Annotated in this window: 16 protein-coding genes; 10 read left to right on the top strand and 6 right to left on the bottom strand. The window is 73.4% G+C overall.

Annotated elements, in window-relative coordinates:
* Positions 1-54 precede the first annotated feature (54 nt).
* On the top strand, positions 55-570 hold the full coding sequence (locus VMR06_RS06875; RefSeq protein ID WP_325374446.1) for a hypothetical protein: 516 nt from the start codon (positions 55-57) through the stop codon (positions 568-570).
* 23 nt (positions 571-593) lie between these two features.
* Here VMR06_RS06875 and rlmH read toward each other — a convergent pair whose 3' ends face one another.
* Together rlmH and rsfS are read right to left on the bottom strand one after the other, a co-directional pair.
* Positions 594-1,064 (bottom strand): 23S rRNA (pseudouridine(1915)-N(3))-methyltransferase RlmH, encoded by a 471-nt coding sequence (rlmH, locus tag VMR06_RS06870; RefSeq protein ID WP_325374444.1) that lies wholly within the window; start codon positions 1,062-1,064, stop codon positions 594-596.
* Positions 1,065-1,076: 12 nt separating this feature from the next.
* Positions 1,077-1,412 (bottom strand): ribosome silencing factor, encoded by a 336-nt coding sequence (gene rsfS, locus VMR06_RS06865; RefSeq protein ID WP_325374663.1) that lies wholly within the window; start codon positions 1,410-1,412, stop codon positions 1,077-1,079.
* 660 nt (positions 1,413-2,072) lie between these two features.
* Here rsfS and VMR06_RS06860 point away from each other — a divergent pair.
* Positions 2,073-4,418, top strand: a complete 2,346-nt coding sequence (locus VMR06_RS06860; protein WP_325374442.1) for a winged helix-turn-helix domain-containing protein — start codon at positions 2,073-2,075, stop codon at positions 4,416-4,418.
* Positions 4,419-4,542: 124 nt separating this feature from the next.
* Here VMR06_RS06860 and VMR06_RS06855 read toward each other — a convergent pair whose 3' ends face one another.
* Positions 4,543-7,536, bottom strand: a complete 2,994-nt coding sequence (locus VMR06_RS06855; protein ID WP_325374438.1) for an Ig-like domain-containing protein — start codon at positions 7,534-7,536, stop codon at positions 4,543-4,545.
* A gap of 242 nt (positions 7,537-7,778) precedes the next feature.
* Positions 7,779-8,405, bottom strand: a complete 627-nt coding sequence (locus VMR06_RS06850) for a response regulator transcription factor (protein WP_325374436.1) — start codon at positions 8,403-8,405, stop codon at positions 7,779-7,781.
* Between the two features lie 172 nt (positions 8,406-8,577).
* On the opposite strand from VMR06_RS06850, the gene VMR06_RS06845 reads away from it, so the two are divergent.
* The 5 genes from VMR06_RS06845 (at position 8,578) to VMR06_RS06825 (ending at position 11,896) form a co-directional block, all read left to right on the top strand.
* Entirely contained in the window at positions 8,578-8,919 is a 342-nt protein-coding gene (locus VMR06_RS06845; RefSeq protein ID WP_325374433.1) for a hypothetical protein, read from the top strand.
* Between the two features lie 250 nt (positions 8,920-9,169).
* Positions 9,170-9,607, top strand: a complete 438-nt coding sequence (locus VMR06_RS06840; RefSeq protein ID WP_325374431.1) for an AraC family transcriptional regulator — start codon at positions 9,170-9,172, stop codon at positions 9,605-9,607.
* A 217-nt stretch (positions 9,608-9,824) separates the two neighbouring features.
* Positions 9,825-10,376, top strand: a complete 552-nt coding sequence (locus VMR06_RS06835; RefSeq protein ID WP_325374429.1) for a glutathione peroxidase — start codon at positions 9,825-9,827, stop codon at positions 10,374-10,376.
* 25 nt (positions 10,377-10,401) lie between these two features.
* On the top strand, positions 10,402-10,611 hold the full coding sequence (locus tag VMR06_RS06830) for a hypothetical protein (protein WP_325374427.1): 210 nt from the start codon (positions 10,402-10,404) through the stop codon (positions 10,609-10,611).
* Positions 10,612-10,786: 175 nt separating this feature from the next.
* Positions 10,787-11,896: an ROK family protein gene (locus tag VMR06_RS06825; RefSeq protein ID WP_325374425.1), complete on the top strand. Its 1,110-nt coding sequence runs from the start codon at positions 10,787-10,789 to the stop codon at positions 11,894-11,896.
* 92 nt (positions 11,897-11,988) lie between these two features.
* Here the strand turns inward: VMR06_RS06825 and VMR06_RS06820 are convergent, their stop codons facing one another.
* Both VMR06_RS06820 and VMR06_RS06815 read right to left on the bottom strand, forming a co-directional pair.
* Positions 11,989-14,577, bottom strand: coding sequence for a S9 family peptidase (locus VMR06_RS06820; protein WP_325374423.1), 2,589 nt, complete (start codon positions 14,575-14,577; stop codon positions 11,989-11,991).
* Between the two features lie 203 nt (positions 14,578-14,780).
* Positions 14,781-16,106 (bottom strand): alginate export family protein, encoded by a 1,326-nt coding sequence (locus VMR06_RS06815; protein WP_325374422.1) that lies wholly within the window; start codon positions 16,104-16,106, stop codon positions 14,781-14,783.
* Positions 16,107-16,457: 351 nt separating this feature from the next.
* Between VMR06_RS06815 and VMR06_RS06810 the strand changes: the two genes are divergently transcribed.
* The 3 genes from VMR06_RS06810 (at position 16,458) to VMR06_RS06800 (ending at position 20,313) form a co-directional block, all read left to right on the top strand.
* Complete coding sequence (locus VMR06_RS06810; RefSeq protein WP_325374420.1) at positions 16,458-18,860, top strand: winged helix-turn-helix domain-containing protein; 2,403 nt, start codon at positions 16,458-16,460, stop codon at positions 18,858-18,860.
* 146 nt (positions 18,861-19,006) lie between these two features.
* Positions 19,007-19,480, top strand: coding sequence for a hypothetical protein (locus tag VMR06_RS06805; protein ID WP_325374418.1), 474 nt, complete (start codon positions 19,007-19,009; stop codon positions 19,478-19,480).
* Positions 19,481-19,656: 176 nt separating this feature from the next.
* Positions 19,657-20,313 (top strand): hydrolase, encoded by a 657-nt coding sequence (locus VMR06_RS06800; protein WP_325374416.1) that lies wholly within the window; start codon positions 19,657-19,659, stop codon positions 20,311-20,313.
* Positions 20,314-20,602 lie beyond the last annotated feature (289 nt).

The raw sequence follows: 20,602 nt of genomic DNA, 5'->3' as shown, positions 1-20,602 counted from the left end.
GCCTCGGTCCGGCGCCTCGCTCGCCGCGCGTATCCGCCATGACCGGAGACCCACATGACCACGAACACCCCGACGCCGTTCGCTTTGTACAAGGCCAATCTCGAACTTGCACTGCGCATCGGCCAGCTGCTCAACGAAAACCGCAAGCAATGGGCGCGCCAGGGCCTGGCCGGCGTCGACCAGGCGGTCGGCCGCACGCTCGACGAATCGGAGCGCGCGCTGGCCGGCGTCGACTGGACGCGCCTGGCCGGGCTGCCGGTCGAGAGCGTCTGGAACACGCTGAACTGGGATGCGCTCAAGCCCGACGTCGGCACGCTGAAGAGCTCGATCGACGAGGTCATCGCGCAGCAGTCGAGCTTCGCGAGCGGTCTGCACGAGGCCGTCGAGGCCTGGCAGCGCCAGTGCGGCGAAGCCGTGCGCGAAGCCGGCGTGGCCCTGCCGACGACGACCGGATTCGAGGATTTCCTGAAGGTCTTCACCGACGCGACGAAGCCGGCATCCGGCGCGGACACGCCGACATCGGGCACCGAGGCCGGCGCGTCGACGAAGCGCTCGACCCGCCGCAGCTGAGAACGCCCGGCGCGGCCGGATCCTCAGGCGCGGTGGTATGGATGTCCGGCCAGCAGCGAGTTGGCCCGGTACAGCTGTTCGACCACCACGAGCCGCACCAGCATGTGCGGCAGCGTCAGCGGGCCGAGCGACCAGGTCTGATGCGCCTGCGCGAGCACGTCCGGCGCGTGGCCGTCCGGTCCGCCGATCAACAGGGCCAGATCGCGACCGCCCATGCGCCAGGCCGCGAGCTGTTCGGCCAGCTGTTCGCTCGTCCACGGCTTGCCGCGGCCGTCGAGCGCGACGCGATGGGCGTCCTTCGGCAGGGCCGCGAGCACTGCGGCGCCTTCTTCGGCGATCGCGCGCTGCGGATCGCGGTTCTTGCCGCGATGGCCGAGCGCGATCTCGACCAGTTCGAGCGGCAGGTCGCGCGAGAGCCGCTTGCGGTAGTCGGCCACGCCCTCGGCGACCCAGCCGGGCATGCGCTCGCCGACCGAGATCAGGCGGGTCCGCACGGGATCGGGCGGTCAGACCGCCGCGGCCGATCCGCTGTCGCCGTCGACCGACCACATGCGCTCGAGCCCGTAGAACTCGCGGGCGCGCGGCAGCATGATGTGGACGACGATGTCGCCGAGGTCGACCAGCACCCACTCGGCCTCGCGCTGGCCTTCGACGCCGAGCGGCGGCAGTCCGGCCTTCTTGGTCTGCTTGATGACCTCGTCGGCGATCGACTTGACGTGACGGCTCGAGGTGCCGCCGGCGACGACGATGATGTCGGCGATCGAGGTGCGGCCGGTCACGTCGATCTCGACGACGTCGCGTGCCTTGAGATCCTCCAGCGCCTTGATGACGATGTCACGCAGGCGCGCGACGACGTCGCTCTCGCGCGCCGGCTTGGGCTGGGTGCGCTGACGCGGCGCCTTCGGTGCGGCGGCCTGCGGCTGGGCCGCCTTGACCGCCTTGGCGGCGCTGCGCTGCGCGGCGCTCCTGCCGGTTGCCGGCCTGGCCGGCGACTTGGCGGCTGCGCCGGCGCCGGACGGACGCCGGACGGCGGTCCTGGCGCTGGTACCCGCGGCTTTCGCCGCCGTCTTCGCCGCCCTGGCCGGTGCGCGGCTCGTGGTCTTGGCGGCCGTTGCCTTCTTGCGCGCAGCTGTCGGCTTGGCCGATGCGACGCCGGTCGCGCGGGGAGTCTTGGCGGGAGCGGCCTTGGGCCGTGGGGTCTTCTTTGCGGTCAAGGGTGAGCCTCGGGCATGGCGCGGCGCCGGAAGTGGCGGGGCGCAGTATAAGGCGATTCGCCGGCCGCACCGCCGCGGCAAGCAGGCCCAGCCGCGCCCGTTCATGCGCCGACGCGGTCATTGCGATCGACGCGGGCTGCCGGTCCGGATCGGCACGCCGGGCCGCGATTGCCCTGCCCGGCGCGCCGACCGCGGGCGACGCGCGATTGTCTGCCCGGAACCGGGCCGGTACGCTGCGCAGCTGATTCACGGCGCTGCGACGCCGATCGGGCGAGAGGCGGACCATCGATGAATCAAGCGGAGTACCGGTTCGGGCCCTACCGCCTGCTGCCGGCCGCGCGCGAACTGTGGCGCGGGGACCGGCTCGACACGCCGGCGCGCCTGGTGTTCGACTGCCTGGCCTACCTCGTCCAGCGGCGCGATCGCGCGGTCGGCCGCGACGAGCTGGTCGCGGCGATCTGGGGACGCGTCGACATCGCCGAGGCCCGCGTCAGCGAGCTGGTCGTGCGCGCGCGCCGCGCGGTCGGCGACGACGGCCAGGCGCAGCGGATCATCCGCACGGTACCGGGCTTCGGCTATCGCTGGATCGCCGAGGTCGCGACGGCGGCTGACGCGGGCGTCGAACCCGCGGCCGCCGGCGGGCGCGATGCGCCGCTCGACGACAGGCCGATACCGCTCGCGGCGCAGCCGCGGCGGTCGCTGCGCCCGAGGGCCGCGCGGGTCGTGATCGCGGCCGCGCTCGCGGCGATCATTGCGCTGCCGCTGTGGCATTGGCAGCGATCCCGCTCAGAGGCGCCGACGCCGGCCGCCGCCGCGGACGCACCGCATGCGATCGTGCTGCCGCTGCGGATCGAGGGTCCCTCGGGCTCGCAGTGGTTGCGTCTGGGCGCGATGGAGCTGATCGCCGAGCGTCTGTCCGACGCGGGCCTGCGCGTGCCGCCGAGCGAGAGCGTACTCGGCCTGACCCGCCTCGACGGCCGGGACGAGCAGGCGGTGCGGATCGCGCTGGAGCGCACGTTCGGCCAGCCGCTGCTGATCGGCGGCAGTGCGATCCGCGCCGGCAGCCAATGGCAGGTCGGCCTCGAAACGACCACGGCCGACGGCGTCCAGCATCGTGTCGAGGCCACCCACCGCGACGCGATCGAAGCGGCACGCCAGGCCGGCGATCTGCTGCTGGCCGCGCTCGGCCGCCTGCCGCCGCCGGCGGCCGACGAGCGCGGCGACGACGAGGAGCGGCTGCGCCAGATCCAGGCCGCTCTGCTGGCCAACCAGCTCGACGTCGCCCAGGCGCTGTTCGATCAGCTCGCGCCCGATCAGGCGCAGCGGCCGGCGATCGCGTATCAGCAGGCCCGGCTGCATCTGCTGACCGGCCGGCATTCGGCCGCGCAGGCCGCGCTCTCGGCCCTGATCGCCGCGCCGGACGTGCGGGCGCTACCGCTGCTGCTCGGCAAGGCGCATACGCTGCGTGCGACGGTGCAGTTCCGCCAGGCCGGCTTCGCCGCGGCCGAGGCGGATTTCGATGCCGCCCTGGTCGCGCTCGGCGATCTCGATGCGCCGGCCGAGCGCGGCATGGCGCTGAGCGGCCGCGGCGCGGCGCGGCTGGCCGCGCGGCGCTTCGACGAGGCCGCGCTCGACCTCGGCCGCGCGCGCATGGAGTTCGAACGGGCCGGCGATGCGTTCGGCCTCGCCCAGACCGATGCCAACTTCGGTCTGCTCGAGAGCCAGCAGGGCCGCATCGAGCAGGCCCTGCCGTATCTGGCCGGCGCCGCCGACCGCTTCGAGTCGCTGGGCGCGGTCGAGCGCCTGCTCTCGGTGCTCGATCCGCTGTTCGACCTGCACGGTCTGCTGCTGCAATGGCCCGACGCGCTGGCGACCAGCGATCGCCAGTGGGCGCTGCGCGAGCGCGTTCGCGACCCCGGGCAGCGGCTGTCGCTGGCGGTCAATCGCAGCACTGCCCTGGCCGCGCTGGGACGCCTGCGCGAGGCCGACCAGGTTCTCGCCGACGCCGCACCGTTGCTGGCCCGAACGCCGCCGACGGCGGCGCGCTACTACCATGCCCAGCGCGCACGGCTGGATCTGACGCTCGGTCGTCCGGCCGCCGCCGCCGCCGCGGCTGATCGTGCGCTCGAGGTCTGGCCGTCCGAGCCGGACGACTGGCTGCGCGGCCAGGTGGTACTGGCGCGTCAGCGTGCGGCGGCGGGCAGCACGCGCTCGGCGCGCCTGGACGCCGAACTCGACGCCGCTGCCGCGCGCGACCCGGATCAGGTCGCGCCGGCGCTGCTGATCGCACTGGCCGAACGCGCCGCCGCGGACGATGCGCCCGGCGAGACCGAGCGGCGCTATGCGCAGGCGCTGGCATCGGCGAGCCGGCGCGGCGTGCCGGTCGATCTGGCCGCTGCGGTGGTCGCGCAGGCCGGCTGGCTGTTGGCGGTCGGCCGCAGCGCCGATGCGGCTGCGCTGGCCGGCCGTGTCGCGCCCTGGGCCGATCGCGATTTCGAGTGTGCCCTGCTGCAGGTCGCGGTGCTGCAGGCGCTCGGCCCGCAACGGACCTGGTCGGCCGCCCTGCGCCGCACCCAGGCACTGGCCGGCGAGCGCGCGATTCCCGCGGCGCTGACGCGCGCACCGGCGGCCTGAAGCTCGGTCCGGCGCCGCGCGCGAGGCGCCTCGGCGGCGCCATCTGGCATCGTCTCCGACACGACGCCGGCGCCACCAGGCGCCGGCGTCTGATCTTCGTGCTGAGGCGCGTCCGCCGCGTGCGCTATTGCGCGTCGAAACCGTTCGCGAACAGCGCGTCGGTGCCGACCGCGAGCGTCACCGGCACCTGCAGCAGCGGCCGCCTGGGATCGTTGCTGGCCACGCACAGGTTCGCCGCATAGGTGCCGGTGGCCAGGCCGCCGGCATCGAATACGACGCGCGCCGAGGACTGCTGGCCGGGCGCGGTGACGCCGCCGACGAGGTCGAAGAACAGCCACGGCACCGAGTCGGGCCGCGCACAGGCACCGCCCGGCCTGGCGATCGCCAGCGCCGCCAGATTCATGAAGGCGTAGCTGTAGTCGAAACGCCCGATCAGCGTCGCCAGGCCGGTCACCGGATCGACCGTGTACATGCCGACCAGAGCCGGCGAGCCATCGGCGTAGCCGGCCAGGTACAGCACGCCGCTGGCGTCGTCGAAGTCCATGCTCTGCTGGTAGTTGGCGTCGAAGCCGATCGATCCGACCGGCCGCGCCGTGCCGCTGGTCTTGTCGATCGCGACGAGCGCGTCGTGGAAGATGTCCAGGCCGAACATCTGACCGTTCGGCGCGATCGCGATGTCGACGATGCACAGCGGCGTGCCGGTGACGATCTCGGCGACCGGCGCATGGACGCCGCTGACCGGATCGAAGGTATTGAGATAGGTGCGCTTGCCGGCCGCCGGATCCGGGTTGTCGCAGGTCGAGGACGTGGCGTACAGCGTGCCGCTGTCCTCGTCCCAGGCCATGCCGGTCCAGTGATGCCCGGCCGGCGGCCGGCTGACCGCGACCTCGGTCAACCGGGCGGTGGCGGTATCGATCGTGGACAGGCACTCCTCGGCCACCGATTCGCACTGGGTGATCACGTACTCGCGGCTGAAGTCGGTGCCGACGAAGTCGCCGGCCAGCGTCTGGTGGGTGACGCCGACGCGGACGAAGCCGGCGGGATGGCGCGCGTCCAGGCCGACCAGCTCGATGTACTGCAGTGCCTCGTTCTTGACGCCGTAGGCCGGCAACTCGAACACCGCCTCGGGCTGCCACGGCGCGGGATTCGGACGCCAGACGCCGGCGCTGCCGGCTGCGGCCGGCGGGGCGCCGAGCGCCGTGCGCGACGGATCGCCGAGCGGCGCGACGTGGCGCGGCGCGGCCGGCAGGCGGGCAGCCGCCGAGGCGCGGTCGAGCGTCCATTCCAGGTCCAGATTGCCGTCGTTGGCGATGCCGAGCGAGCGGATCAGCACCTCGTCGCGCACCGCGTGGACCGCCATCGACTCCGGCGTCGCGCGGATCCGCGGCATGCCGATGCCGAGCGAGGCGGCCGCCTGTGCCCGATAGGACGGTTCGGCCGGCTGCCAGCGGATCGTCTGTCCGCCGAACACGCGCTGCTGTTCGATCGAGTATTCCTGGCGCAGATGGCGCGAGGTATCGATCAGCGCGATCGTCGCCGAGCCGCCGCGGTCGATCAGCAGCGGATCGCCGCCCTCGGTGTCGAACGCGACGTCGTCGTAGTGGAACGTGATCGCGCCGGACTCGTCGAGGATCAGCTGGAAGCCGATGCCGCAGTCCTGCGGCGCGGCCACGCAGCCCAGGCCGAGGAGTTCCTCGAGGGAGTGGTTCTTCTGCCGCCACTCGACGACGAAGCGGCGCGCCGGCGCCTCGCCGACGATCGCATGGCGGATCGAACCGGCCTCGCCGAGCGCATCCCAGTACGGCAGCAGACTGTCGTTGGCGTCCGGCGGCGGCGGGAACCAGTTGTCGCCGCCATACAGCGGGAACGCGCCGCCGCAGGCGTCGGCGCGCGTGACGAACTGCGCCGCGCCGTTGTTGTAGACGCACAGGCCCTCCTGTCCGCCGCCGCCGAAGCTGCGCCCGTACAGCGTGAACGGAAACGGCAGCTGCAACAGCGCCGGGGCGCCGACCGGCGTGCCGCCGGTGCCGAGCTCGATCCGGTCGGTGGGCGCCGCATCGTCGACGCCGTAGGTCGGCAGGGCCGGCAGCGCGGTCCAGCGGAAGGTCGCGGCATTCGCGGCGCCGGCGACGACGACCTTGTTGTAGCGCGCGGTCGCGCCCGGCGCGATCTCCAGCTCGAACAGGACCGACTCGAACGGATCGCCGGGAACCGCCACCGGCACGTCGAAGCCGCTGGCGCTCAGCGAGTGGTAGCGCAGCGTCTGCGCGGTGCGGTTGGTGACCGTGAAACAGTAGTTGACCGGCGTGCCGGCGACCACGTCGAGCGAGGTCGTGCCGGCGCAGGCCGGCGGCGCGTCGGTGCCGAGCGTGACGGCGACCTCGATCGTCGCCGCCTCGACGAGCTGCGCGAGCGGCGCCGAGGTCGAGCCGGCATTGGCGGCGTCGCCGTCGTAGCGCGCGCTGATCGCGTGGCTGCCGGCGGCCAGCGCCGAGGTGGTCAGTTGCGCGCGTGACGCGGCGTCGAGCGCCGCCGTGCCGAGTGCCGTCGTGCCGTCGAAGAAGGTCACCGAGCCGGTCGGCGTCGGGCTGTTGAAGACCGTCGTGCCGACGCTGGCCGTGAACGTCACCGCCTGGCCGGCGATCGCAGGATTGCGGTCGCTGCCGACGCTGGTCGTTGTGGCCGGCCGTTCGATCAGCTGATCGAGCACGGCCGACACCGAGGCGGCATGGGCGGCGTCGCCGGCGTAGCGCACCGTCAGTGCATGACTGCCGGCCGAAAGGCCGGCGCCCATCGTGCCCTGCCCGTCGGGCTCCAGGTCGATCGTGATGATCGGCGTCGCGCCGTCGTAGAACGTGACCTGTCCGCCCGGCACGGTCGTGCCGGAGGCGGCGGTCACGCTCGCGCGATAGAAGACCAGCTGGCCGAACGGGGCCGGATTGGCACTGCTGGTCAGCGTGGTGGCGGTGGCGATGGCACCGGACGGCGCGGCGGCAAACAGTGGGCTGGCCAGCGCGAACAGCAGCGCGGCCAGCACGGCGACCGGCCAGCGGCGGCGCGACGGTCGCGATACGCCGGCGCATGCGGCGGCCGGCGGCGAAACGGAACACTCGATCATCATGGTTTCCCCATAGCGGATACGCGCCTGCCGCGGCCCGGACCGGCCGCGCACCGCCGGTACGTGAAGACCGGCGGGCCGCGACCGCGCTCGGCGCGGCAGACTCGAGGCCACCGTAGCGGCGGCGCTTTTCCGAGACGATCCAAAGCGATGGCAGACCGATGGCAAAGCGATGGCGGACCCGTGCAGGGCGGCATGGCAGCACGATGGCAGGCGCGGCCAGGCGGCGTGCCGGGCGCCGGTCAGATCTCGAAGATGCCGCGCTTGAGCGCGATCGTGACCGCATGAGTGCGGTCGTTGGCGCCGAGCTTGGACAGGATGTTCTTCATGTGCGCCTTGACGGTCTCCTCGGCGATCGCCAGCCGTGCCGCGACGTCCTTGTTCGCATTGCCGGCCGCGACCAGCCGCAGCACCTCGATCTCGCGCTCGGTCAGCGCATCGTCGGCGGCGTGCTCGGCGATGCCGGCGGCGACCGCCTCGGGAATCCGGCGCCGCCCGGCATGCACGCTGCGGATCGTGTCGAGCAGCTCGCGACGCAGCGTGTGCTTGAGCAGGTAGGCGGCGGCACCGGCCTTGAGCGCGCGCAGCGCCTGCACGTCGCCGCCGTGCGTCGTCAGCACGACGATCCGCGCGGCCGGAAACTCGGCACGGATCGCGGCGATCGCCTCGAGGCCGTCGATGCCGGGCATCTGCAGATCCATCAGCGTGACGTCCGGCCGCCAGCGCCGGTAGGCCTCGATCGCCTCGCGGCCGTCGGTCGCCTCGCCGACCAGTTCCAGATCGGCCTGGCCCGCGATCACCGCGGCGATCCCCTCGCGCAGCAGCGGGTGGTCGTCGACGGTCAGGATGCGGATCGGCACGGCGCTCATCGGTGGCTCGGGCAGCGGGTTCGGTGACGCGCCCGGCCACGCTCGGCCCGGCATGCGCGCGCCATTGTAGAACCTGGCGGTCCCTCCAAAGAGGGACCGCCCTGCTCCCCGGCGTCGGGATGTGGCGGCTGCGCCGGCAGCCTAGTGTGGACCGGTGCAGCGGCTCTTCTCCATGTTTCCGCACGGCGCGCCCGGCATCGCGCTGGCGTTGCTGCGGATCGGCGCTGCGGCCGCGGTGCTGACCGGCATCGAGGCCGATGCGGCCTGCTCCTGGGCGACCGCCGGCCGCGCCCTGCTCGCGGCCGGCCTGGTCGCCGGCGTGTCGACGCCGCTGCTGGCCGGGGGCGCTGCGCTGCTGGCGCTGCTCGCGCTGATTCGCGGTGCCGATCCGCTGGCCGCGGGCCTGGGCCTGCTGATCTGCGCCGCGCTGGCGCTGCTCGGGCCCGGTGCCTATTCGCTGGACGCGCTGCGCTACGGCCGCCGGCGCCTGGCGCCGCCGCCGCGGCGTCGCTGAAACCGCCGCCCCCGTGCATCCCTCCATCGGGGGAGTGCCGCGGTGTTCTTTTCGGGGTGGGCGCCCCCATCGGCGCGGCCGATCATGCTTGCCGTGCGGCGCGCCACGCGCAGCGCGTTTCCCAAGACCGCCGCCGCGCGTCGCGGATGGCGCCCGTCCGACCGATCCCGAGGACCTCGCGATGCATACGACCGGCCACCGTCCCAGCGCCTCCAGCCCCTGGACGCCGCCCCTGCCCCGCCCATGCGCGATGGCGCTGGCCGTCCCGGACCCCGGCCCGCCGGGCGACCGGACCGGCACGCCCGGCGCGACGCAGCCGGCCCCCGCGCGCCGGCGCGGCCTCAACCGGCGCGCATTGACGCGGGCGCTGGCCTATATCGAGGCGCATCTGGGCGAGGAGGTCGGTCTCGATGATCTGGCCGGCGCGGCGGCGATCAGCCGCTTCCATTTCGCGCGACTGTTCCGGGCCAGTACCGGCCACAGCCCGATGGCCTTCCTGCTGCGGCTGCGGATCGCCCGCGCCCAGGACATGCTGCGCGCCGGCAACCGGCGCATCGCCGAGATCGCGGCCGCGCTCGGCTTCTTCGACCAGAGCCACTTCGCACGCACGTTCCGGCGTCTGACCGGGCAGTCGCCGCGCGAGTACGCGCGCGACCGCCGGGCGCACGGCGATGCCGAGGCGGCCTGAGCGCCTTGGCCTGCCGCGCCGGCCCGCCTCGGGCAGCCCGACGTCTCGAAAGCCCGGCATCGCCGCGCACCGCCGCCGGCGCGCATGCCGGGGAGATGCTCGAGCTGTCCGGCGTCGAGGCGCCTCGGTCGCGACACGGGCCGAGGCCGTGACGGCGGACGGTCGGCCGCCCGCTCGCGCGCTATGATCGGCGGCCTTCGACTGCCGAGATTTCCCGATGAGCCAGACGCTCTACGACATCCCCTTGCAGCGCATCGACGGCTCGGCCGGGACGCTCGCCGACGTGCGCGGCCAGGTGCTGCTGATCGTCAACGTCGCGTCCAAGTGCGGCCTGACGCCGCAGTACGAAGGGCTCGAGCGGCTGTACCGGACGCATCGCGACCGCGGACTGGCCGTGCTCGGCTTTCCGGCCAACGATTTCGCCGGCCAGGAGCCCGGCAGCGACGATGAGATCGCGCAGTTCTGCTCGACCACGTTCGACGTCAGCTTTCCGCTGTACGCCAAGACCTCGGTCGTCGGCGCCGGTGCGCATCCGCTCTATCGCCGGCTGATCGCCGAGCAGCCGCAGGCGATCGGCGAAGGACCGATGCGCGCGCGGCTGGCCGACTACGGCATCGCGCCGAATCCGCCGCCGCAGGTGCTGTGGAACTTCGAGAAGTTCCTGGTCGGACGCGACGGCGCGGTGATCGCGCGCTTCGCGCCGGACGTCGCCGCCGACGACCCGCGCCTGGGCGACGCGATCGAACGCGCGCTGGCCGCGACCGGCTGAGGCTCGCCGTGCCGCGCCCGCGCGGGTGCTGTCGGTTGCGCGGACGCTGATCGCGCTCGACCAGCCGTGGTCGCTGCCGAGCACGGTCGCGCTGAGCCTGGCGGCGACCGCCTGGTTCTGGCGGGCGCAGGCAACGTGGCTGCGCGCGCGGCGCCGGGCATGGGGTGCAGCCTGGGCGCAGTCAGCTGCGTACCGACCGTCGGCGCCGCCGTCGACGCCGGCATCGGTCGCGTGACGACCGCGTCGGACGCGGCATCCGCGGCGCGCTGAACCGCCCACGGCGATCGCATCCGCGCCCGATGCGCTTCGGTGCGCCGGCGCGCGCTCGAGCCCGACGAACAGTGAAGCGTCGCCGGTGCCGGCCCGATCGTACCGCCGGCATTCACGGCGACGATGCCTATGCTGGCGCCATGCCCCGATCATCGACCGCGACCGAGCGGCGCCGCCCGCTCCCGAATGCCGATGCCGTGCCCGACCACGGCGCCTCGATCCTGCCGGCCGTGCGCGTGACCAGCTACAACCTCGCGCTGCGTGCCGGCGACGGCTATCTCGGCGACCGCGCCAACAAGCGCGCGTTCTACCGTTGCCTGGATCAGTGGCGCGCGGTCGCGCGGCTCGGCGGAGACGATCCTTTCGGCGTCGAGGATTCCTCGGCGCTCGGCCGCAAGGCGCTCGAGCGCGCCTACGACGGCCGCGATGCGCGGCCCGCGGCCACCGTGCAGGGTGCGATCGAGTCGTTCGCGAACGCGCTCGCGGACGTCGCGACGACGTTCCTGGTCAGGGTCTGGCCCGGCGTGCAGCGCATCGCGGTCGGCGGCGGCTTCCGCCGCGGCCGCATCGGCGAGGTCGCGATCGCGCGCACGCAGGCGCTGCTGCGCGCGCGCGGCGTCGAGATCGGCCTGGTGCCGATCGCCGATCATCCGGACGCCGCGGGCCTGCTCGGCGGCGTCCATCTGCTGCCGCAGGCTGCGCTCGCCGAGTCCGACGCCCTGCTCGCGGTCGACATCGGCGGCAGCAATCTGCGTTGCGGCCTGCTGCGGCTGCGCCACGCGAAGGACGACGACGCGCTCGCGCCGCGTCCCAAGCTGGCCGCGCTCGAACGCTGGCGTCATCGCGACGAGCCGGTCGGCCGCGACGCGATGATCGACACGATGGCGCGGATGCTCGAACGGCTGATCGCCGAGGCCGCGCAGCGGCGCTGGCGGCTCGCCCGCCACGTCGTCGTCGGCTGTCCGGGCCAGATCGCCGCCGACGGCGGCATCGGCCGCGGCACGCAGAACCTGCCCGGCGACTGGAGCGCACCGGCGTTCCATCTGCCGAGCGCGCTGCAGCGCCGCCTGCCGCGGATCGGACGGGCGCGGACGCAGGTATTGATGCACAACGATGCGGTCGTACAGGGCCTCAGCCAGCTGCGTCTGATGCGCGACATCGAGCGCTGGGCGATCCTGACGATCGGCACCGGGCTCGGCAATGCCGCGTTCGAGAACGTCGCGGTGGCCACGGCCGCCCGACGCCGCTGAGTGCCGACGTCTCGATCCGGTTCAGCGCACGCCGATCTGTCGCGCGCCCCGAGCCGCCGCAACGCCAGCGACTCGGGGCGGAGCGGCCGCGCTCAGCGCTTCGGTGCTTCGTCCGCCTTCGGTTCCGCTTTCGGTTCCGCTTTCGGTTCCGCCTTCGGTTCCGCCTTGGGGGCGGTCTCCGGATACAGCGCCTGCCACCACTGCGGCTGCTGCTTGAGGCCGCGATCGAACCAGGCCAGGATCGTGTCCCACCACAGATAGCGCTTCTCGCGATCGACGATGTGGTGGTCCTGGCCGGCCACCTCGACCATCTCGACCTCCTTGCCGAGCAGCTTCAGCGCCGTGTACATCGTGCGGCTCTCGCCGGGCGGCACATTGGTGTCGGCGTCGCCGGTCAGCAGCAGCAGCGGCGTGGTGATGCGGTCGGCGTGGTAGATCGGGCTGTGCTCGACATAGAGATCGCGGTTGTTCCACGGGAAGCTGCCGCGGCTGGCGACGCCGCTGTAGCCGTAACCCCACCAGCCCTCGCCCCAGTAGCCGGTCAGATCGCTGATGCCGGCGTGCGCGATCGAGGTCGCGAACAGGTCGGTCCGCGTCGCCAGCAGCATCGTCATGAAGCCGCCGTAGCTGGCGCCGATGTTGCCGACGTGCTTGGGATCGACGAACGGATGCGCGGCCAGGAACGCGCGCGTGCCTTCGATGATGTCGTCGGCGGCGTAGTCACCCCAGGCGTTGACGTGCAGCGCCGAATAGCGCTGCCCGTAGCCGACCGTGCCGCGCGGCTGCAGCACGTAGATCACGTAGCCGTTGGCGGCCCACAGGTGGAACGGATAGCGGCCGGTGAACTGGCGGTTCACCGGCAGCGTGCCGCCGTAGTAGTAGACGATCAGCGGATAGCGCTTGGCCGGATCGAAGTCCGGCGGCAGATAGTAGCGGCCGTCGATGCGGTCGCCGTCGCGGTTGTCGAAGTGCCAGTCGCGGACCTCGCCGAAGCGCGTCCGTGCATAGTCGGTGTCCGCCGAGTCGATCAGCACGCGCGGCCGGTTGCGCGCAAGGTCGACCGCGACCACGCGCTGCGGCGCCGCCGCCCCGGTGCCGGCGGCGACCACGACCGCTGCGCGGCCGGTCGACACCGCATGGCCGTCGACGACGTCCAGGCCGGTCTCGATGCGCTCGAAGCGGCCGCTGCGCAGGTGATGGCGGTACAGCGGCGTGCGGTCGCCCTCGACGACCGCGAGCACGAGATCACCGTCGCCCAGGCGGCTCATCGCGGTGATCGCCGGCGTGAAGTCGCGGCTGACGCTATGCGCGCTGCGGCCGTCGCGGGCGAGCCGGTAGAGCTGGCCGTCGAAGCCGTTGGCCGGCGTGCCGGGCGGCAGCACGCTGCCGTCGCCGATCGGCAGGTCAGGTCCGGTCAGCAGCCAGTAGCCGGCCTCCGGATCGTTGCCGGCGAACAAGGCACCGTCGATCGCGCGCAGCGACAGCACCTCGCGCCGCGTCAGCTCCGGCAGCGAGAGCTCGAACAGCTTGAACAGGCTGTGCGGCGGCTCGGCGTAGTCGATCACGCGCTCGGACAGCAGCAGGCGGCGTCCGGCCGGATCGACGTCGAGCAGGTCGACCGAGGTCTCGCCGGACGTCAGCGGCCGGACCAGGCCGGAGGCGATGTCGACCTGATAGAGCTGGGTATTGTCGCGAAAGCCGGCCCAGCGGTCCTCGAGTCCGCGCAGGCGCTTGAGCTTGGCGTCCTTGGCGTCGAACGGCCGCGTCCACTCGAACAGGATCGAGCCCGAATCCGGATGCCAGCGCCAGCCGTCGATGCGATCGTGCTCGGCCAGCAGCAGCCGCGACGCGTTGCCGTCGGCATCGCGCAGCCACAGCTGCTTGTCCTGTTGCAGCGCCAGCCAGCGCCCGTCGGGACTCCAGGCGGCCGCCGACGGCGCCGCGCCGGTCCACTGCTGGACGATGCGGTTCTCGTGCAGGTCGCGTATCTCGAAACGGCGCAGGTCCACCTTGGCGACCTCGTCGCGCGCGATGAAGCTCAGCGCGACGCGGCGGCCGTCGGGAGAAACCGCGAGCCGGCCGACGGTCTGCGCATTGGTCAGCTGCTGCGCCGAGACCCGGCGCGAAGGCGTCAGCCGTGGCGCGACGCGATCGTGCGCGGCCTTGCCGGCCCAGCGCAGCGCCGGCACCGCGTCGCCGTCGCGGCCGCGATGCAGCAGCCACAGTGCATGGCTGCCGCTCGCCAGATCGAACTCGGCAGCGCCGTCCTTGATCGCCTGCACCTGGCCGTCGCGCCACAGCACCGGCTTGCGCAGTCCGTCGATGCGCAGGCGGCCGCTGACGAAGCGCTCGGCATCGAGATCGATGTTCCACAGCCACAGCGCGTCGCTGCGGTCCAGCGTGCCCGGCGCGACGCGCTGCCAGCGCAGATGCTGCCCGAACGCGTTCACCTCGGTACCGGCGGCCGGCGGACCGCTGCGTGCGAGCTGCATCGCCAGCGCGCGTTCGACCTCCTCGAGCTTGGCGTCGGCGGCGATCGCCGCGGTGGCGACCGGCAGCGGACCGAGCGCGAGCACCTCGGCGATCGGCACTTCGTGCGCTGCCGCCTCCGGCGGCGCAGCGGCCGGGGCAGCGATGGCCAGAACGGGAATCAGCAGCAGGGACAGCAGGAACGGCTTCATGGCACTCCGGCAGCGGGAACGATCGCGGCCGGCGAACTTAGCAGGTTGCCGCGCGGCGGACGCCTGCCGTTCTTCACGGGCGAGCGGCGGCGACGGCGCTCGTGCCTGTGCCGCGGACTCAAGGCCGCGCGATGGCGGACGGATCGATCGGGCGCTCGCTTCTTCAGGCGCCTCCGTTCGCGGCGGCCTCCAGCACGCGCCGATCACAGCCGCATCGTCACCGTCAGCTCGATGAAGTCGATCGCCAGCGGCGGCCCGCTCTCGCGCACGAAACGGCCCGGATCGAAATGCGCGTAGATCGCGGTGATCTCGACGCTCGGTGTCGCCTGCCAGGTCAGGTTCAACGACAGCTCGTTGCCGACGTGCCGCGCCGCCGTGGTGTCGCCGGCGCGCAGCAGGCGCCCGCCCGGCGCGTAGATGCCGTCGCCGCGGCGCAGCCGCCAGTACAGGTCCAGGTCGATTGTCAGGCTGAGGTCCGCACGCGGATGCACGGTCAGGAACGGATGCACGTTGTAGAAGTTGCGCGGGCCGAGCAGCGCCAGCTCCGAGAAGTAGTTGCCGCGCGGGAACAGCGGATTGAAGGTGCCCAGATCGGCGTCGTTGCGATCGTCGTCGCCGCTGGCGACATTGAGGCCGAGGCCGAGGCGCGGCGTGCCGCGCCGGTCGCGCCAGGTGTAGCCGGTATCCGAGGCGAGCGTCCAGGCGCGGATCGCGCCGGTGCCGAAGCGGCCGCCCTGCACGACCGCCTCGGTGTTCCAGTCCCAGCCGGCGCGGCGGCCCGACCAGCGCGCGCCGAGGCTGTGGCGGCGTTCGCGTGCGCTGCCCTGCGCATAGACGGCCGCGTCGGCGGCATAGCCGAGGTAGTACAGGTCCAGCGCGCCGCGGCGATCGCCGGCCGGCCGTGTCGCATAGAGGCCCCACAGCGTCTGCCGTGTGTCGGTGCCGTCGTCGAACGCGCCGGTCCGCGTCCGCACCGGCCGTACCGCGAGCAGATCCCATTGCCAGCCGGCCTGCCGGCCCGACAAGCGCAGACCGTCGAAGCTGCGCCGCACGTTGGGTCCTTCGCGCACGTCGATCAGCCGTGAGGAGCCGAACGCCAGCGACTGGCGGCCGGCGCGCAGCGCGGTGTCGCCCGGCGCGAACTCGGCATAGGCCTGCAACACGTCGAGGAGATTGCGGTCGAGCGGACCGGCCGGCCCGCGCTGGCCGGTCACGTTCGCGCTCGCCAGTTCGCCGGCCAGGCGCAGTGTCCGCGTCGGGCGCCAGTCGGCGTGGACGCGATAGCGCTGCAGGAACAGCGTCTCCTCGCCGCGCCCCTCGTCGCCCCAGACCGGATGGCGCGTCGCCGAAAGCCGCCAGCGCGCCTCGCCGCCGAAGGTGGCGGCCGGCAGATCCTGCAGGGTCGTCGCTGCCGGCTCCGACGGCGAATCGGGACCGGCACCCGGATCCATACCCGCGGCGCCGGCTGCCGCGAACGGCAACGCGAGCAGCAGCGCGACGGCGTGGCGACGGCGCGGATGGTCGGGCATCGGGCCTCCTGAATCGGCAACGCGCGGCCGTACGGCGAGCGCCGCGGCGATGCTAAGCGAGCGGCCCGCGGCCGAACGCGGCGCGGCCGCAATACAGCACGCCGATACCGATACGCCCATCCAGTCCGCGGGGCCGCCGGCACGGCGCTGCGGCGACCGCCGATTCCGGCCCGTGCGCGAATCGTGCGAAGATTCGGCCAGGTGCGCGCCGATCGGGGCGCGCGCCGCCGGGCCGGTCGCTCCGATCGCTCGCGACACGACACGTCCAGATGACCGCCGACCACCATCGCCATCATTCCCAGGCCGTGCCCGGAGGGCAGGCGCACCTGCTCGCGCGCATCTAGGCCTGCCGTGGCGACGCCTTCCGATCAAGCCGACACGCCGCTCGTCGCGGTCCGGCCGCAGCGGGTCCGCAGCGGCGCCTACCGCATCGACCTGGCCGCGCGCGATATCCGCCGCGACACCACGCCGATCGACGTCGAGGCCAAGGTGTTCGACCTGATCGCGCTGCTGATCGCGCATCCGGAACGGGCCCTGAGCAAGCGCGAGATCGGCGATGCGTTGTGGCCGGACCGCGCGGTCACCGACGCGGCGCTGTCGCAACTGCTGCGCAAGGCGCGCCGCGCGCTCGGCGACGACGGCGAGACCCAGGCGCTGATCCGGACCGTGCACGGCCGTGGTCTGCAATGGGTCGGCGCGCTCGAAGCCGACGAGGACACGCTCGCCGCGCCGGCTGCGTCGTCACCGGCCGAGACGGCGCCGGCGTCGCTGCCGGCGCGCCGCGGCCGATGGGGCTGGATCGCGCTGCTCGGCGTGCTGCTCGCGGCCGCCGCCGTGGCCGTCCTGCTCGGCTACGGCACGCGCTCCGAGCCGGCGGCAGCCGCCGCCGGCGCGCCGCTGCGCGTCGTCGTGCTGCCGACCGTCGAGTCCAGCGGCGATCCGGAGCTGGCCTGGGTGCGCAGCGGACTGGCCGGGCTGATCGGCAGCCTGATCGGCGACGGTCGCGCGCTCGAGACCGTGCCGGCGCCCGATCCGGCCGACGCCGGCAGCGCCCCGTCCGCCGACGACCCGGCCGCACTCGCACGCCTGCATGCCGCCTCGGGCGCGACGCATGCGGTATTCACGCAGCTGCGCCAGGTCGGCCCGGTCGCCGAGCTCGACGTTCGCGTAATCGCGCTCGACAGCCGCATCGAGTATCGCGACGTGCTGCGCGGCAGCGCGCCGGCCGCGATCGCGGTCGATGCCGCGGAACGGATCCGCCAGCGCCTGCAGCGGCCGCTGCCGCAGGCCGCGACCGAGGCCGCCGGCGCCGCCGGCATCGGCGATCCGTTCGTCGCCGAAGCCTATGCGCGCGGCATCGACGCGCAGATGCGCGGCGACGCGGCCGCCGCGAAGAAGTATTTCGACATCTGTCTCGATCACGATCCGAACCTGCCCTGGCCGCGCCTGCACCTGGCGACCGCGCAGATCGGCACCGGCGAGACCGAGGCCGGCGTCGCCAACGCCGAGCGCGTACTGGCGGCGGCACGCGAGCGCGGCCAGGTCATGCTGCAGGTGCAGGCGGCGCGCCAGCTCGCCAGCGTCGCGTTCCGGCGCGGCGACGTCGAGGCCGCGGCCGCTGTGCTCGATGCCGCAATCGCCGATCTGCCCGAGCCGCTGCCGCCGCTGGCCCAGATCGACCTGCTGATCGCCTACGGCTCGATCGAGAGCGAGCGCGGCCACTGGCGCGGGTCGCGCACGCGCCTGGAGCAGGCGCTCGGCCAGGCACGCCGGCTCGGCGACCGCCGTCGCGAGGCCAGCGCGCTGTTCAATCTGGCCGTGGTCGACAATGCCGGCGGCGACGCCGAGGCCGCGATCGCCCGGCTGCGCGCGGCGCTCGACGCAGCGCGCGCCGGCGGCGACGGCGCGCTGGAGGCGGCGACCCTGCTCAATCTCGGCGGCGCCGAGCACAATGCCGGGCGCTCGCTGGAGGCCGCCCTGCTGCTGCGGCGCGCGTTGACGCTGGCGCGCGAGCGCACCGACCGCCAGGTCCAGGTGTTCAGCGCGATCCAGCTCGGCTGGGTGCTCGCGGCGTTCGACCGCACCGATACGGCGACGGCTCTGGCCGACGCCGTCCTGCACTACGCCGAGCGCGAGCGCAACGTCTACTGGGAGGCCGAGGCGCTGTGGCTGTCCGCGTCGCTGGCCGCGCGCGACGAGGACTGGCCGCGCGCGCTCGATCGGCTGGCGCGCGCGCAACAAGCCTTCGAGTCGATCGGGCTGCGCCGCAGCGTTGCCCAGGTGCTGGCCGAAACCGTGCAGACCGCCGGCCGCGCCGGCGACGGCGCGCGCGCGCAGGCCGCGGCCGACGCGTACCGGCGCCTCGCCGAGTCCACCGACGACGCCGACCGGCTGGCCGAGCGCCTGCCGCTGATCGAAGCCCAGCTGCGCCGCGCCGGCGGCGACGCGGCCGGTGCCGCCGCCGCGCTCGAGGTATTCCTCGGCGCGCGCGGCAACGATCGCGGCCCGGTCACCCAGGCCGCGGTCTTCGAGCTCGGCCGCTGGCTGATCGAGCTCGGCCGCCCCGAGGACGCGCTGGCGCTGCCGGCGCTCGGTGGCTGGCTGGCCGAGCAGCCGGCCGCCCGTGCGCTGCGCATCCGTGCCCTGCGCGCGGCCGGACGCGAGGCCGACGCGGCCGCCGAGCAGGCGCGTCTGGACGCCGCGGCGCAGGCGCCGCAGCTGGACCTGCCGCCGGAACTGCTGGCGATGCCGTGAGCGCCCGGCCGCCGCGGCCGGCAAAAAAAACGACGCAGATCAAGGCCAAGTCAGAACTTTCGGCCGCTTCGTCACGATCCCGTCAAGCTTGCGCGGCCGCGATCGGCTGCAATCGGGCCTCCGTCATCCACCGCAAGGGCGTCCTCGTGATCCGCAGATTTCTCTTCGTCCTCCTCCTCGCCACGGCCAGCACCGGCGCGCGTGCCGCCGAACTGACCTGGCGCTTCGATCTGCCGCCGGTTGCGAACATGTCGTTCCTGTGGGGCTGGCTCGGCGACGATTTCGGTCCGTTCACCGGCGAGGTCACCTCGACCAAGGTGGTCTTCGTCTACACGACCAAGGGCGATCAGGACGCGGCCGACTTTTACTTCACGTTCGACGTGCCGACCCTGTCGGACCAGACCTGGGTCCACTTCACCGGCAAGGATCTGGGCTGGTCGGGCGCCGGCACGTTCAAGCTGGAATTCGACTCCAAGGACTTCAACGGCGAGATCCGGCCCGGCCGCTTCGGCGCCGAGATGACCGGCGGCGGCGCGTTCACCGACTCCTACATCGAGCTCAAGATCGACGGCGAGCGCGCCGACCCGATCTACTTCGACGGCTTCGACGAAGCGTTCTGACGTCTGCGCGGCCGGCCTCGCTGCGAGGCCGGCCCGGGCGCCGGTCGTACGGCGGTCCGCCGGCGCAGCACGAAGATGCAATCGGACGATCGGCCGGGCCGCTATCGTCGGCAGGGTCCGGGACGGGTGGCAGGTCGCCATGCCGTCCCCCCACCCGACTGCCGACAGGACGCCCGATGCCCATCGCCACCCCGACGCCCGGCCCGCTGCTGCTGACGCCGGCCGACCATACCCTGATCCTGATCGACTACCAGTCGCAGATGGCGTTCGCGACGCGCTCGATCGACATCGTCGAGCTGCGCAACAACGCCGCGCTGGTCGCCAAGGCCGCGGCCGGCTTCGGCGTCTCGACGATCCTGACCACGGTCGCCGAGAAGACCTTCTCCGGCCCGGTGTTTCCGGAGCTGCTCGAGGCGCTGCCGGATGCCGCGGCGCTCGACCGCACCAGCATGAACACCTGGGAGGACGCCGCGGTGATCGAGCGCGTCAATGCGATCGGCAAGGGCCGCATCGTGCTCGGCGGGCTGTGGACCAGCGTGTGCATCGTCGGACCGGCGCTGTCGGCGCTCGACCAGGGCTTCGAGGTCTACGTGATCACCGATGCCTGCGGCGACGTCAGCGACGAGGCGCACGAGCGTGCGGTCGAGCGCATGCTGCAGGCCGGTGCGCGGCCGATCACCAGCCTGCAGTACCTGCTCGAGCTGCAGCGCGACTGGGCGCGCGGCGCCACCTACGACCTGACCACCGGCATCGCGCGCATCCACGGCGGCGGCTACGGCCTCGGCATCGTCTATGCCAAGACGATGTTCGGCGGCGGCGAAGGCGGCCACTGACGTGCAGGCGGCAGGCCGCAGCCGGGCGCGCTCGCTCGCGGCGCCGTGGGGCGGCCCGCGGCTGCCGCCGTTCCGGAACGCCGTCGACGTGCAGCCGCCGCGCGGTCGCGAGCGGTGCGGGCACGCGGCCTGCCGGCATCCGGCCATCGCATCGTGCCGCGGCCGGCGGCATGCGCGGCCGGCGCGGCACCCCGGCGGCGCAAGCGGCGGCCGGTCGCCGAAGACGAAAACGATCCGGTGAACGCACCGTCCGATCCGCGCCGGCGCCGCGCGCTCGAAGGCGCGCTGG

This window comes from Dokdonella sp. (assembly GCF_035511235.1).
Taxonomy (GTDB): domain Bacteria; phylum Pseudomonadota; class Gammaproteobacteria; order Xanthomonadales; family Rhodanobacteraceae; genus Dokdonella.
This window is presented reverse-complemented; position numbering and strand designations above follow the sequence as displayed.

Coding starts and splice junctions, on each gene's coding strand:
- VMR06_RS06875 (WP_325374446.1), top strand. CDS start 55: ATGACCACGAACACCCCGACGCCGTTCGCTTTGTACAAGGCCAATCTC.
- VMR06_RS06860 (WP_325374442.1), top strand. CDS start 2,073: ATGAATCAAGCGGAGTACCGGTTCGGGCCCTACCGCCTGCTGCCGGCC.
- VMR06_RS06855 (WP_325374438.1), bottom strand. CDS start 7,536: ATGATCGAGTGTTCCGTTTCGCCGCCGGCCGCCGCATGCGCCGGCGTA.
- VMR06_RS06850 (WP_325374436.1), bottom strand. CDS start 8,405: ATGAGCGCCGTGCCGATCCGCATCCTGACCGTCGACGACCACCCGCTG.
- VMR06_RS06845 (WP_325374433.1), top strand. CDS start 8,578: ATGTTTCCGCACGGCGCGCCCGGCATCGCGCTGGCGTTGCTGCGGATC.
- VMR06_RS06840 (WP_325374431.1), top strand. CDS start 9,170: ATGGCGCTGGCCGTCCCGGACCCCGGCCCGCCGGGCGACCGGACCGGC.
- VMR06_RS06835 (WP_325374429.1), top strand. CDS start 9,825: ATGAGCCAGACGCTCTACGACATCCCCTTGCAGCGCATCGACGGCTCG.
- VMR06_RS06825 (WP_325374425.1), top strand. CDS start 10,787: ATGCCCCGATCATCGACCGCGACCGAGCGGCGCCGCCCGCTCCCGAAT.
- VMR06_RS06820 (WP_325374423.1), bottom strand. CDS start 14,577: ATGAAGCCGTTCCTGCTGTCCCTGCTGCTGATTCCCGTTCTGGCCATC.
- VMR06_RS06815 (WP_325374422.1), bottom strand. CDS start 16,106: ATGCCCGACCATCCGCGCCGTCGCCACGCCGTCGCGCTGCTGCTCGCG.
- VMR06_RS06800 (WP_325374416.1), top strand. CDS start 19,657: ATGCCCATCGCCACCCCGACGCCCGGCCCGCTGCTGCTGACGCCGGCC.